Origin of the sequence: Chryseobacterium sp. D764 (assembly GCF_019317325.1) — a bacterium.
Taxonomy (GTDB): domain Bacteria; phylum Bacteroidota; class Bacteroidia; order Flavobacteriales; family Weeksellaceae; genus Chryseobacterium.
Genome location: NZ_CP079219.1, coordinates 461,957 through 476,140 on the forward strand (window position 1 = coordinate 461,957; position 14,184 = coordinate 476,140).

Annotated in this window: 14 protein-coding genes; 8 read left to right on the plus strand and 6 right to left on the minus strand. The window is 36.4% G+C overall.

What is annotated here, in order from left to right:
* Nucleotides 1–151: 151 nt before the first annotated feature.
* Together KYG33_RS01965 and KYG33_RS01970 are read right to left on the minus strand one after the other, a co-directional pair.
* Nucleotides 152–961, minus strand: coding sequence for an enoyl-ACP reductase (locus KYG33_RS01965; RefSeq protein ID WP_077414448.1), 810 nt, complete (start codon nucleotides 959–961; stop codon nucleotides 152–154).
* Nucleotides 962–1,081: 120 nt separating this feature from the next.
* Nucleotides 1,082–1,381, minus strand: coding sequence for a hypothetical protein (locus KYG33_RS01970; protein WP_077414446.1), 300 nt, complete (start codon nucleotides 1,379–1,381; stop codon nucleotides 1,082–1,084).
* 138 nt (nucleotides 1,382–1,519) lie between these two features.
* On the opposite strand from KYG33_RS01970, the gene KYG33_RS01975 reads away from it, so the two are divergent.
* Complete coding sequence (locus KYG33_RS01975; protein WP_077414444.1) at nucleotides 1,520–2,080, plus strand: DNA-3-methyladenine glycosylase I; 561 nt, start codon at nucleotides 1,520–1,522, stop codon at nucleotides 2,078–2,080.
* Nucleotides 2,081–2,164: 84 nt separating this feature from the next.
* On the opposite strand, the gene KYG33_RS01980 is transcribed toward KYG33_RS01975, so the two are convergent.
* Complete coding sequence (locus tag KYG33_RS01980) at nucleotides 2,165–2,431, minus strand: hypothetical protein (protein WP_077414442.1); 267 nt, start codon at nucleotides 2,429–2,431, stop codon at nucleotides 2,165–2,167.
* A gap of 177 nt (nucleotides 2,432–2,608) precedes the next feature.
* Between KYG33_RS01980 and KYG33_RS01985 the strand changes: the two genes are divergently transcribed.
* Nucleotides 2,609–3,037, plus strand: coding sequence for a MarR family winged helix-turn-helix transcriptional regulator (locus KYG33_RS01985; RefSeq protein ID WP_077414440.1), 429 nt, complete (start codon nucleotides 2,609–2,611; stop codon nucleotides 3,035–3,037).
* On the plus strand, nucleotides 3,034–3,795 hold the full coding sequence (locus KYG33_RS01990) for a hypothetical protein (RefSeq protein WP_219072572.1): 762 nt from the start codon (nucleotides 3,034–3,036) through the stop codon (nucleotides 3,793–3,795). The genes KYG33_RS01985 and KYG33_RS01990 overlap by 4 nt, the downstream gene beginning before the upstream one ends.
* A gap of 279 nt (nucleotides 3,796–4,074) precedes the next feature.
* On the opposite strand, the gene KYG33_RS01995 is transcribed toward KYG33_RS01990, so the two are convergent.
* Nucleotides 4,075–4,929: a nucleoside phosphorylase gene (locus KYG33_RS01995; RefSeq protein ID WP_077414436.1), complete on the minus strand. Its 855-nt coding sequence runs from the start codon at nucleotides 4,927–4,929 to the stop codon at nucleotides 4,075–4,077.
* Nucleotides 4,930–4,950: 21 nt separating this feature from the next.
* Nucleotides 4,951–5,436 (minus strand): hypothetical protein, encoded by a 486-nt coding sequence (locus KYG33_RS02000; RefSeq protein ID WP_077414434.1) that lies wholly within the window; start codon nucleotides 5,434–5,436, stop codon nucleotides 4,951–4,953.
* A 231-nt stretch (nucleotides 5,437–5,667) separates the two neighbouring features.
* On the opposite strand from KYG33_RS02000, the gene KYG33_RS02005 reads away from it, so the two are divergent.
* The 3 genes from KYG33_RS02005 to KYG33_RS02015 all read left to right on the plus strand — a co-directional run bounded on the left by KYG33_RS02005 (nucleotide 5,668) and on the right by KYG33_RS02015 (nucleotide 10,857).
* Nucleotides 5,668–7,497, plus strand: a complete 1,830-nt coding sequence (locus KYG33_RS02005; protein WP_219072573.1) for a cytochrome-c peroxidase — start codon at nucleotides 5,668–5,670, stop codon at nucleotides 7,495–7,497.
* A gap of 248 nt (nucleotides 7,498–7,745) precedes the next feature.
* Nucleotides 7,746–9,899, plus strand: coding sequence for an alkaline phosphatase PhoX (locus KYG33_RS02010; protein ID WP_219072574.1), 2,154 nt, complete (start codon nucleotides 7,746–7,748; stop codon nucleotides 9,897–9,899).
* Nucleotides 9,900–9,957: 58 nt separating this feature from the next.
* Nucleotides 9,958–10,857, plus strand: coding sequence for a leucine-rich repeat domain-containing protein (locus KYG33_RS02015; protein WP_077414428.1), 900 nt, complete (start codon nucleotides 9,958–9,960; stop codon nucleotides 10,855–10,857).
* A 2-nt stretch (nucleotides 10,858–10,859) separates the two neighbouring features.
* On the opposite strand, the gene KYG33_RS02020 is transcribed toward KYG33_RS02015, so the two are convergent.
* Nucleotides 10,860–11,183, minus strand: coding sequence for a translation initiation factor (locus KYG33_RS02020; protein ID WP_047384528.1), 324 nt, complete (start codon nucleotides 11,181–11,183; stop codon nucleotides 10,860–10,862).
* A gap of 238 nt (nucleotides 11,184–11,421) precedes the next feature.
* Between KYG33_RS02020 and gpmI the strand changes: the two genes are divergently transcribed.
* On the plus strand, nucleotides 11,422–12,963 hold the full coding sequence (gene gpmI, locus KYG33_RS02025) for a 2,3-bisphosphoglycerate-independent phosphoglycerate mutase (protein ID WP_180563505.1): 1,542 nt from the start codon (nucleotides 11,422–11,424) through the stop codon (nucleotides 12,961–12,963).
* Nucleotides 12,964–13,113: 150 nt separating this feature from the next.
* Nucleotides 13,114–14,091: an acyl-ACP desaturase gene (locus KYG33_RS02030; RefSeq protein WP_047384532.1), complete on the plus strand. Its 978-nt coding sequence runs from the start codon at nucleotides 13,114–13,116 to the stop codon at nucleotides 14,089–14,091.
* Nucleotides 14,092–14,184: the final 93 nt, after the last annotated feature.

Here is a 14,184-nt window from a genome sequence, read left to right on the forward strand (position 1 = left end):
AAGTTTTCTATTTGAAAAGCCTTTTATAGTTGCTCCAAATGAATGGATGAGGTTTCAGGTAGTAAAAAAAGAAAACCCATGAATCTGTTTCATGGGTTTTCTTTTATGGTAAAACGAAACGTTATCAGTTCGTTATTTTTTCGATGAATTATTATTCAGTATCATATTTACTGATTACTCTCTGAGTAACACCTGAGCTGCTGAAACCACCATCATGGAAAAGGTTCTGCATCGTTACTTTTTTCGTAAGATCAGAGAATAAAGTTACACAATAGTCTGCACATTCAAGAGCTGTGGCGTTTCCTAGTGGAGACATATCTTCTGCATATCCAAGGAATCCTCCGAAACCTTTCACACCACTACCGGCAGTAGTCATTGTAGGAGACTGAGAAACTGTATTTACACGTACTTTTCTTTCACCCCAATAGTTTCCGAAAGTTCTTGCAATGCTTTCAAGATAAGCTTTGTTATCAGACATATCATTATAATCCGGGAATGTTCTCTGAGCAGCAATGTATGTAAGCGCTAAAATACTTCCCCATTCATTCATGCAGTCTTTTTCCCAGGCTACACGCATTACCTTATGGAAAGAAACAGCGGAAATATCCCAGCCTTTTTCCAACCAGTCGTAGTTCATTTCTGTATAATGTTTTCCTTTTCTTACGTTGATAGACATTCCGATAGAGTGAAGGATAAAGTCGATTTTTCCAAATTTTGCAACAGCGGCATCAAAAAGTTTTTCAAGATCTTCTATAGAAGTAGCATCTGCTGCTATTACTTCAGAACCTGTTTTTTCTGCTAATCCATTAAGTTCCCCCATCCTCAAAGCAATAGGAGCATTGGATAAGATAAATTCAGCACCTTCCTCATGGCATCTTTCAGCAACTTTCCATGCGATAGATTGTTCATTAAGGGCTCCAAAAATAATTCCCTTTTTGCCTTTAAGTAAACCGTATGACATAATTTTTTAATGTTTATTATAATACAAATGTAGCAATAATTGTGGTTATGGCATAATAAAAAATGGAGCCTTATCAATTTAAGACTCCATTTTATTGAAAATATTTATATGACTGAAATACTAATTGGTTTTCTTATTCCATTCTGCCTTTACATCCTCTGCTGCATCTTTGGTTTTTTCCCATGCCTCATCTGCTTTATCCTTGATATCCTCCCAGGCATCAGATACATTAGCTTTTACCCTGTCAAGCCAGTCTTCCTGGCTGGCCTCCTGATCATTGTTTCTCTTCTCATTGATATAATCTTTGGCCTTGTCTGCCAATTCATTGATTTTCCATTTGGTTTTATCCGTTGCATTCTGTAAAGAGTTTTCTACATTATTTACTGCATTTTCCGCTTTGTTGTACTCTGAATTGTTCATAATATTATAAATTTGGTTAGGTATCAGTAATTAAACAATAACCATTCCTAAAACAGGACACCTCTGTTAAACTTTTCATAATCTTTTGTTATATTTTTCTAAATCAGCAGTATCTTTAGTTGATAAAATTTGATAATTATGGAAACAGTACGATGTGGATGGTGCGAAAAAGATGACCTCTACAGAAAGTATCACGATGAAGAGTGGGGAAGACCCGTGTATGATGATGAAACAATATTTGAATTCCTGATTCTTGAAAGCTTTCAGGCCGGCCTGAGCTGGTACACTATCTTATCTAAAAGAGAAAACTTCAGAAACGCTTTTGATCATTTTGATTATAAAAAAGTAGCCGCCTATTCAGAGAAGAAGATCGAAGAATTAATGAACAACTCCGGAATTATCAGAAACAGACTTAAAATTCTGGCAGCAGTTACTAATGCTCAGCGATTTATGGAAATTCAGAAAGAATTCGGGAGTTTTTCCAGCTATATCTGGAGCTTTACAGGCGGAAACCCCATAGATAACCGTCCTGAAAAATTGTCTGATGTTCCTGCTACAACGGAAATTTCCGATCTTATTTCCAAAGAACTTAAAAAAAGAGGGTTCAAATTCGTGGGTTCTACGGTAATTTATGCCCATATGCAGGCTACCGGAATGGTAAATGACCACATAAAAGACTGCTTTACGAGGAAGCAATAGTTGGGTTTTATTTGAAATTTGGTGATTTTTTATTTATCCCGGACATTTTTATGTGATGATCAACGAGTTTTTAAATAATAGATTTTAATTGACCTTTCGGGACCGAATTTCCTTTCGGACATTTTGCCAGCTATTTCTTATAATCAGGTACAAGGGAAAAAAAGCTAAAGGGAGTGGAGTTATTCCATTGAAACCTTTCTTTATGGTAACATAGATACAGGCTGCTATTAATATTCCCATAATAATACAAAAGGTAGTATGAGCCGCAGAACGTTTTTTTTCTTCTTTTGTAAGTTGCTCAATAGAAAGTTCGGAAAGCTTACTGACGTCAGACTGTTTGGTGTTTTTCATGTTCAATGGTTAGTTTTTACTTTCGCTAAAGTAATAAAATAATCATAGCCTGGAACAAAAATATATTCTGGGTTCTATTAAATGATTCTAGTTTCTCATGTCACTTACAAGAATAAATATTTTAAGCAAAAATATTGTGCACAAAATAAATAAACTATCTTTGTTTATAAAAAAACGATGATCCCTTTATCAGAACATTTATGTTTTAAAACCTATGCCGTTTCCCGGTATATTACAGGCTTATATAAGCCTTATCTGGATGAAATTTCATTAACCTATCCTCAATATCTTGTAATGATTGTTTTGTGGGAACATGGTGAAATGAATATCGGAAAGATTGGCGAACACCTTCATCTGGATAATGGAACATTGACTCCACTCCTGAAACGAATGGAAAAAAATGGACTGATCATCCGAACCCGAAGTTCAGAAGATGAAAGAGTAGTACTGATCAACCTTACAGAGAATGGAACAAAGCTCAAAGAAAAAGCAAAACATATTCCTGAAGCTGTTCAGAGCTGTATACATCTGAGTGATGAAGTGAAAACTCAGCTGATGGGTTCTTTAGATGAAATATTATCAATTCAATCTGTATCCGAAATATGAAGAAAATAGGAATTATTGGCTATGGCTGGCTGGGAGAGAGAATAGCGTCTTCCTTATCCGGAAAATATACCATATCTGCAACGACAACAACTGAAAATAAAGCAGAAGATCTGAATAACAAAGGAATGAATGCTGTCGTGGCATCTTTTCCGGACTATCAGTTGAAAGAACCTGTTCCTCAATGGGAGGAAGTTAAAAATATAGATATTTTGATTATTACTATTCCGGTTTCTGAAAAAAGTTGCTGTGTAAGTTCTTTATATAATAGAATCCAAAATTTATCAGCATTTATCGGTGATTTTACAGGGCAGATGTTTCTGATGAGCTCCACAGGAGTTTACCCGGATCTTCCCAAAGAGTTTACAGAAGAGGATGTTCCTTTTGAGAATGTATCAGGAGAAAGAATGTTGAGAAACAAATATCCTCAGCTTAGTATTCTGAGATTAGGAGGTCTGATGGGAGATAACAGACTTCTGAAAAACTATAACGTGGGTAATCTTGATCATGCAGTGAATCATATTCATTATGCTGATATCAGTGCTATTATCACACAAATGATTGAAAATAAAGCAGAAGCTAAACTTTATAATGTTACGGCCCCGGTTCATCCGGCAAAAAGTCAGGTGATTAATGTACAGAAAAATATACCTGATGAGGAAGTTTTTGAAATAAAAGGTAAGAAGGTTTTATCTTCAAAACTGATTTCAGAACTGGATTATGTTTTTCAGTATCCCGATCCAAGGACTTTCCATTTGTAATCATTGTATCGATTCCTATCCGTTTTTACCTACGAAACTTCTTTTGACCTCTTTGTCATTCCGTAGGAATCTCTATTCTGTTTTTAAAAGTTAGTATTTGGATTCCTACGGAATGACAAGGAAGGATGTGGAGTTCTATTGATTGTGAAGGGATCAAAATTCAATAGGAACGGGCTTTAGCCCGTTTTTAAAATAAACAAATACCATTGGCTTTAGCCAAAACCTATAAAAAAACTCCGGAAATAGTTTCCGGAGTTTTTTTATGTAAAATAAAAGTAATTACTTAATAATTCTTTCCAATACCCAATCAATAAGGTTTTTCTCTGAAGCATGGTGGTCTGCAGAGAACTCCCCGCGTCTTCTGTTGGCAATAACGTTATTTACGGTAATGGCTTTGTGTCCTAATAGTTTTGAAAGCGCATAGATTGCAGACGTTTCCATCTCGAAATTGGTAATTCCAAGATCGTTCAATGTTTCTAGGAATTGATCATCTACTGCTTTCAGACGAAGCTGTCTTCCCTGTGGCGCATAGAATCCTGGGAAGGTTGCCGTATTTCCGTGGTATTTGGCATCTTTGTAGTAGTCACCCATTTCTTCAGCCCAGTCTGAGAAGTAAAGCATCGGCTTAATTTTTTCGTAAGGGAATTTTTCTAAGAAGTTTTTGGAAAACTCATTTTCAAAGCTATAATCCTGATAGAAATGCATCAGTCCGTCTAATCCTACTACATTTTGGGTAACCAGCATATTGTCAACCTGTACATCAGGGTTTACACTTCCACAAGTTCCCATACGGAATAGTTCAAGAGCTTTATGCTCAGTCTTAAATTCTTTATTTTTAAGATCGATATTCACCAAAGCATCCAGTTCGTTCATTACGATATCGATGTTTTCAGTTCCGATACCGGTAGACATTACAGTAATTCTTTCTCCACGAAGCGTTCCTGTATGCGTATAGAATTCTCTTTTATTTTTTTTGATCTCTACAGTATCAAAATATTTTGAAACTTTTGCCACTCTGTCAGGGTCACCCACAAGGATGATTTTGTCAGCAATATCTTCAGGTAAAAGATTCAGGTGGTATACACTTCCGTCTTCATTCAGAACAAGTTCTGAGGCAGCAAGTTTGTTTAGCATAATATGTATAATTTTGTTTTTTTAATTAATGATAATCGCATCTTTATAAGGAGATGCCATCACTTCATAGATGTCATTATATTCTTCTACAATTCTTTTCTGGCCGTTCATCACTTCGTATACCGTAACAACAGTTTTTTCAATGTTTTTGGGATCTTTTCGCTGTGATGTGATTTCGTAGAAATGATTATCTTTTGTAAGAATGGAAATCAGTTCTTCCTTTGTAGAATTGTTGGAAGTCATCATTCCCGGGAATTCTGTTACGATATCTTTAAGATCAGAATAATTTTTGTAAGGCTTGGTAACACCGTTGGAATACACATACACATTGGGAATGTTTTTATCCTTTTCAAGGCGGACCAGATAATAATCAGAACCTCTTTTCTCTGCGTAGACAGCCATTTCCTGCGGCTTTCCGGACTGTTTTTCAGGCTGCTTTTTTTTCTGTGAAAATGCAGTCAGAGAAAGGAAACTTGCTGCAACAGCAAACCATAGTTTTGTTTTCATAATACTATTTTAGTTTTTTTGATGTGTTGAATTCAATTAAAAAAATCCTCGCCCAATAATCTCCCGCCATTATTTTTACCGGTATTTCGAATAACCGTTTTCTTTAGAATAATGAATTTGATTTCGGGGTTTAAAATTAGTGAAAAATATGATATCAGAAATATAAACATTATTTAATCTGTTATTAAAACTGAGATAACATCAGAGTAATACTTTTGCCGCTAAAAATTCATGAGATCTTATCCACTGCTTGTAATCGTCCTTTTGATAGGATTTGCAGTAATGTCTTTTAATCCTGTTTATAAAGGAAAAGAAAGCGAAAATACATTTGTCAATAAAGGGTTGTCCGACTTCAAAACCAAGCTTGAACAGCTGAAATCAGATGTTGATAAATTCTCAGAAGACCGTATTTCCCTTGAAGAACTGCAGAAATCACTGAGCAGTACCAGAAATTCATTCAAAGAAATAGAATTTTATGTGGCTTATCATTATCCTGAATTTACCAAAACCCATCTGAATGCGGCCCCTTTGTTTCATATTGAAGCTGCAGGAACATCCGCATATACACTTCCTCCGGAAGGATTACAGGTGTTGGATGAATTGATATTTTCAGAGGAAGCAGGAAATGAAAAAGAAAAGATCAAAACAATTACTACCTTTTTATACAACAGCTATTCCGGATTTTATCTAAGTGCTTTAAAAAATGGTTTAAGCAAAGGCAATAACAAGACATTGCCCTTACGAATTGAGCTGATTAGAATCTATTCTCTCGGAGTGACAGGTTTTGATACTCCGGGTTCTTTAAATATTTCCGGGGAAGCAAGCCATGCTTTTTCAGGAATGCAGAAATACATTAATGATGATCCTTATTTTAAAAATTATAATACTCAGAAAGCTAATCAGATTTTAACGGAAGCCATCAGCTACCTTTCAAAAAATACTGATTTTGAAAATTTTGACAGGATTGAATTTTATAAAAAATACATACAGCCTTTATATGAAGAGCTTGGAAAATGGGACGGAAGACCTGATGATCTTAAAGAATTTTCCGGCTGGAATGTAGGAAACAAGAACTTTTTCAGCAGTGATTTTTTAGATCCGTATTTTTATACCTTATTGAAATCCTCAGAAGATAATCCTGAACTCCGCAATCTTGGAAAATCAATTTTCTATGATCAGAATTTAAGTGGCAGCGAGAAAATGAGCTGTGCCACATGCCATCTTCAGGAAAATGCTTTTACAGACCTTAAAGCAAAATCACAAAGCAATGTGGAAGGAAAAACAGTACTGAGAAATTCCCCGTCTTTATATAATGCTGTTTTTGCCAAGAGGTTTTTCTATGACCTTCGTGCTTTTTATCTGGAACAGCAGGCGGAACACGTAATTTATAATGACCAGGAATTCAATACAAGTTATGAAAGCATTATTCAGAAATTAAAAACAAAACCTGAATATAAAAAGGCTTTCCGTGCAGCTTTCAAAGATGGAAAGATCAGTAAAGAGAACTTTTCGAAGGCATTAAGCTCTTATGTAGCTTCATTGTACTCATTTGACAGCGATTTTGATCGTTTTATGAGAAATGAAAAGAATGTTTCTGATGATGTGAAAAAAGGATTCAACCTCTTTATGGGAAAAGCCAATTGTGCGACATGCCATTTTGCCCCTCATTTTTCAGGATTGGTACCGCCGTTTTTTAATGAAAATGAATCTGAGGTTCTGGGAATTACTACGAAGCCCATTAAACAGCTTCCTGTAGAGCTTGATCAGGATTTAGGAAGAGGAAACAGCCCTGTGAAAAAGGAAAAATCATGGATTTATGATTATTCATTCAAAACAGTCACGGTCAGAAATATTGCCCTTACCAAACCTTATTTCCATAACGGAGCTTTCAATACGCTAGAAGAAGTTCTTGACTTTTATAATGAAGGAGGCGGAGAAGGATTAGGATTAAAAATGAAAAACCAAACTCTTGCACCGGATAAATTAAACCTTACTGAAACAGAAATAAAACAGATCATAGCCTTTCTGAATGCCCTTACAGATGTGAGTAAAGCGAAATAGGTGAGGTGAGGGATTCGAGTTTGTGAGATTTCGGGATGCAGGTGCGAATACATACATCATAACTCGAATCACGTACCTCGAATCTCAAAACCCCGCATCTCGTAACCCGTACTATTTAACAAAAAATTAATCCCATTAACATTAGGTTTTTGATAAGTTAATATTTGTCGATTTATATTTAAAATCCTATTAACAGAAGGAAAGCTCTAAAAAAATAGTTTTGCAGTGTCTAATAAATCAAATAAAAAATGAAGAAAAAACTACTAACAATGGGAGCGTTGGCTATACTGGCAAGTTCAGGTATTCAGGCGCAGACTCTGATATTCAATAAGAATGCGTCTTGGAGCTACAAAGATAACAACCAGGCACAGCCTGCCGGATGGAATGCCCAGGCCTTCGATATTTCAACATGGGCGGTAGGAAACGGTCCGTTAGGATATGGAGATCCGGTAACCACAACAATCAATTCAGGGCTTACTACAGCTTATTTTGCTAAAGATTTCACAGTAGATCTTTCAACGCTTTCCGATACTATGGAGTTGGGAGTAATGAGAGATGACGGTATTATAGTATACCTTAACGGAGAGGAAGTCGTAAGAGACAATATGCCTGCTGGTGCTGTTACATTCAATACTTTTTCCAGTACAACTATTGATGGAGCGGCAGAAAGTGTTTATAATATTTTCTCTATTCCAAAATCAAAATTTGTAAACGGTGTCAACAGATTTTCTATAGAATTGCACAACAGAAGCACAACCAGTTCAGATTTAAGAATTGATGCTTACCTGAAAACAACAGCCAATACAACGATCCCTGTAACTTGCAACGGAACACACATCAGCTGCTTTACTTCAATTGTGCCTACAGCACAGACTGATAAATTAATTATCCCTGCTGAACACAAATACCAGCTTATTTTAAAAGAAGGAGACAGTTATACAGAAGGAGGAGGATTAGTTGGAGGTCAGAATGACTTTACAGCTTATGTTCCAAAAACAGGAAGCAGTACCAATGGATATCTTTCTGTAAACCATGAAACGAATCCTGGAGGAGTTACCATGGCAGAAATCAATTATAATGCGACTTCAAAGCTTTGGCAGTTAACAAAATCAAGAGCGGTAAGTTTCTCAGACCCAAGTTTGGTACAAACCATCAGAAACTGTTCAGGAGGAATTACACCTTGGGGAACAGTGGTGACCGCTGAAGAATCTGTGACTTCCAATGATGTGAACAATGATGGATATAAAGATTATGGTTGGTTGGTAGAGATTGATCCTGCAACAGCTCAGGTAATTTCTAAAAATACCGACGGATCCAAAGGGAAACTTTGGCAGATGGGAATCATGAACCACGAAAATGTAGTGGTGAATAACGCAGGAACAACTGCTTATTATGGGGAAGACGGTGGAACACACATGGTATATAAATATGTAATGGATACTCCAAACAACCTTTCTTCAGGAAACCTATATGTTTTAAAATTAGATCAGGGATTATCAACTGCGGGAGATCCGGTAGGAACTACAGCAACATGGATTCAGGTTCCTAATAAAACCAAAGCAGACCAGAATAATACAGCAACACTTGCACAATCATTGGGCGGAACAAAGTTTAATGGAGTAGAAGATGTTGACATCAGCCCACTGGATGGAAGAATCTATTTTACAGCAAAAGGATTAGACAGAGTATACCGTTTACAGGATAACGGAACAACAGCTTCACAAGTAGAAACATTTGTAGGAGGAGGTTCTTCAGTATATTCTTTCAATACCGCTCAGGGAATGAAATCTGAAGCTTGGGGAGACGGAAATGACAACCTTACTTTTGATGAGCTTGGAAACCTTTGGGTACTTCAGGATGGAGGTAAAAACTATATCTGGGTAATTGCTCCGGATCATACACAGGCCAACCCTAAAGTAAAACTATTTGCTTCTATGCCAGCTGGGTCAGAACCTACAGGATTGACATTTACGCCTGATCATAAATTTGGTTTCTTCTCTATTCAGCACCCGGATTCAACAATCTCTACAGATGTGGATGCTACAGGGAATACAATCAATTATAAAGGAAAATCTGCTACCATCGTCATTGCACTTAAAAACAACTTGGGAACTGAAGGAACTTTAGGGACTATCGACAGCAAAACTGTAGAAAATACAGTAACAGTAGCACCAAACCCAACTTCCGGAATCGTAAAAATCAATTCAGTAAAAGGATTGAAAGATATTTCAGTGACAGCTTACAGCATGGACGGAAAAATCGTTTATACGAAGAAGTTCAACGGTACAAACAAAGTATTGGACCTGGATTTCACACAACAGTTGGAAGGATCCCGTATTTTAGTTTTAAATATTGAAGCTGAAGGAGGTTTCCAGAAAACAGTTAAACTTTTAAAGAAATAAATTATTTATAATTCTTGTCTGTCAGTGACTTCTGTTGCTGGCAGACTTTTTTATGTTTATGAAAAAGCTTTTCTTACTTATTTCCATACTATCACTTTCTCAGATCAAAGCACAGATTGATCCGGTGAAATATCCTACTTTTACCAATATTGAAGATGCTTTAAGCAGTAAAAAAGCAGTATACAGTATGAGTTTCAGAGAAAAGGGATTGTTTAATCTTCCCCCTCAGATCGTGAAACTGGATTCATTATTTTTTCTGAATATCATGGCTAATAAGCTTGAAAAAATGGATCATGAACTCTTTGAATTGAAAGAACTGGAAATTTTAAATGTGAATGAAAACAGCATTAAATATATTCCGGATGAAGTAAGCAGGCTTAAGAAACTGACCACTTTTTCAATGAATCTGAATAGTCTGACAAGCATTAATCCCAATATTGCAAAGCTTCAGAACTTAAAAGTAGTACATTTTGATGCCAACAATCTGAATACCTTCCCCGAAGCACTTATGGAAATTGCAGCGTTGGAAGAAATTAACCTTCAGGGAAACCAGATCAGTTTTATTGCAGACAGACTGGATCAGATCAGAAACCTGAAATTTCTGAACCTTTCTGATAATCAGATCAATGACCTTGGAAATTTGTCTTTTCCTAAAAACTTAAAATATCTTGAACTGCAGCAGAATGCCATCAACAAGCTTCCGGAAAACCTTTTCAAAGCTCGGCATCTTGAATTTCTGAATGTAAGTGGAAACAATATTTCGGAAATCTCACCCAAAATAAAAGGACTGAAAAGTGTAGTCAGCATGAATCTGGCCAACAATAATCTGAAAGATATTCCTGTAGAAATCAAACAGCTGAAAAATCTGAAAACTTTGATTCTTACAGGAAATCCTATAGAAAAATCTACAATTGAAAATTTAAAAACCTTACTGCCGGATACGCAGATCTATTTCTAGATCTATCCGCCAACACGTTTGGTTTTATATCCCATTTCTTTAAGGATATTCATGATTTTATCACGGTTGTCCCCTTGAATGATAATCGTTCCATCCTTCTCAGAACCGCCTATACCTAAGGTGGTTTTTATTTTCTTTGAAATTTTTTTCAGGTCTTCCTCACTGCCTTCCCAGCCTTCAACAACGGTGACAGGCTTACCATTTCTTCCTTTTTTCTCAAATTTGCATACCAAAGGCTCTTTCTGCTTGAATTGTTCTTCAGGCATCTCAAAATCCTGCTCTTCATGCTCAGGAAAAAGATTCTTCAATTGATCTCGTAAATCCATACCGCAAAATTAAAAAGATTTACTGATTAATGAACTGAAATAATCAATGAAATTTCAATTTTTCAATCGTGTCAAGGTTTTAAACCTTGACACGGTTGAGTGTTTACAAATTAACCCGGTTTTTACCTTATAACTTTAAATGGAACTGGTTGATGATCAGTAATCAATAAAATTCAAGACCTCAAATTCTTCTATTCATAGGAAATTAGGTAAATTTGTCTAACAAAAGTTTTACAAAATGTCAAAAAAAGCAATACTGGCAATTCTTGACGGATGGGGATTGGGAACAAACCCTGACGTTTCTGCAATAGATAAAGCAAATACACCATTCATAGACAGCTGTTACCAAAGATTTCCACATACTACGCTTGAAGCGAGTGGGCTGGCTGTAGGGCTACCTGCCGGGCAGATGGGAAATTCTGAAGTTGGGCACATGAACCTTGGGGCAGGTAGAGTGGTTTACCAGAATCTGGTGAAACTGAACATGGCGGTTGAAAACGGAACATTGGGTCAGGAAAAAGTGATTCAGGATGCATTTGAATACGCAAAAAAAGAAAATAAAAAAGTACACTTTATCGGTTTGGTTTCCAATGGAGGAGTACATTCACATATCAATCACTTAAAAGGATTACTGACTGCTGCCAAAGAATTCGGTTTGAATGAAAACGTTTTTGTTCATGCATTTACCGATGGCAGAGACTGTGATCCACATTCCGGATTCGGATTTATTGATGAACTTCAGAAGCATATGGAAGCCACTACCGGAAAACTGGCAACAGTGACAGGAAGATACTATGCGATGGACAGAGATAAGAGATGGGAGCGTGTAAAATTAGCTTATGATGCCCTTGTTGAAGGAGTAGGCGAACCAACAACTGATGCTTTGGCAGCAATTAAGACTTCCTATGATAATAATGTTACAGATGAATTTCTGAAACCAATCATTTTAATGAATACTACCGCTACAGGAAATGTGGTGCCGGTAGCAAAAATTATTGATAATGATGTTGTGATCTGCTTCAACTTCCGTACAGACAGAGGGAGAGAAATTACAGAAGTTCTTTCTCAGAAGGATTTTCCGGAATATTCTATGAAGAAACTGAACCTTTACTATATCACGTTAACAAACTATGATAAAACATTCCAGAATGTACAGGTTGTTTTTGATGAAAATGTATTAACGGAAACAATGGGGGAAGTTCTTGAAAGAAATGGAAGATCTCAGATCAGAATCGCAGAAACAGAGAAATATCCTCACGTTACTTTCTTCTTTTCAGGAGGAAGAGAAAAAGAATTTGAAGGCGAAAGAAGACTGCTTTGTCCAAGCCCGAAAGATGTTCCTACGTATGACCTGAAGCCGGAAATGTCAGCTTATGATATTACCAATGCTATTGTACCGGAACTGGAACAGGGAACTGCTGACTTTGTCTGTTTAAATTTTGCCAATACAGATATGGTAGGACATACAGGCGTTTTTGAAGCTGCTGTAAAAGCTGCTGAAGTAGTAGATCAGTGCATCGAAAAAGTAGCAACCGCTGCTTATGAAAACGGATATGCTGTTTTTATCCTTGCTGATCACGGAAACTCAGACGTAATGATGAATCCGGACGGAACTCCTAATACACAGCACTCAACCAATCTTGTACCTTTCATCGTAATGGATAAAGATCATACCTGGAATTTAAAACCAGGAAAACTGGGAGATGTAGCCCCTACAATCCTTAACGTAATGGGCGTTGAAATACCGGCTGCAATGACCGGAGATATTTTAGTTGATTAAAATTCAATAATATTGTCAAAAGAATGCCGTTATACTTTGTATGACGGCATTCTTTTATGATTTATGTCAGATAAGGTATGACTTGCATACTTTATTATGCGTTAAATAATAAATAAATCATATCTTTGTAAATTAAAACTGAATAGTAAAATGTATCAAAAGCTTGTTAGGAAAGAAGTAATGGGATTATTGGAAAAGGAAGTAGGTTCTTTTCTTGATAAATTTTTAACGCCAATTGAAAAAATATGGCAGCCTTCCGATTATTTACCAGATCCTTCAAGCGAAGAATTTAAACACGACTTAGAAGAAATTCAGACTTTTGCCCGCGAAATGCCTTATGATCTTTTCGTAACATTGATCGGGGACTGTATCACAGAAGAAGCTCTTCCTTCCTATGAGTCTTGGTTAATGGGAGTTGACGGAATCAATCAGGAAGAAAGATTAGGCTGGTCCAATTGGGTAAGAGCATGGACTGCTGAAGAAAACAGACACGGAGATTTATTAAACAAATATCTTTATCTGTGTGGAAGAGTAAACATGAGAGAGGTTGAAATTACTACTCAATACCTGATTAATGATGGTTTCGATTTGGGAACAAGTATGGACCCATACAGAAACTTCATTTATACAAGTTTCCAGGAGACAGCTACCAATATCTCTCACAGAAGAGTAGGTACATTGGCTAAACAGTCCGGAAACGGGAAATTGGCAAAAATGTGTGGTGTAATTGCTGCAGATGAAGCAAGACACGCTAAAGCATACAAACATTTCGTAGCGAAAATCCTGGAAGTAGACCCTTCAGAAATGATTCTTGCATTTGAAGATATGATGCGTAAAAAGATCGTAATGCCTGCTCACCTGATGAGACAATCCGGACAAAAAGCCGGAGAACTTTGGGGACATTTCTCGGATGCTGCACAAAGATGTATGGTATACACTGGTCAGGATTATATCAATATTATGAAAGACCTTTTAGATGAATGGAAAATTGAGCACGTAAAAGGACTTACAGAAAAAGCAGAAAAAGCTCAGGAATACCTGATGAAGCTTCCTGCAAGGCTTCAGAAGATCACAGACAGAGTTTCTACTCCGGATCTTCAGTTCCAGTTTAGCTGGGTAAAAAGCTAATAGGATTTACATTATTATTTAAAATATAAAAGTAATTGAGTGCCTTTCTTTTGGGCACTCTTTTTATTTCTTATCTTTGCAAAGCTAAAAAAA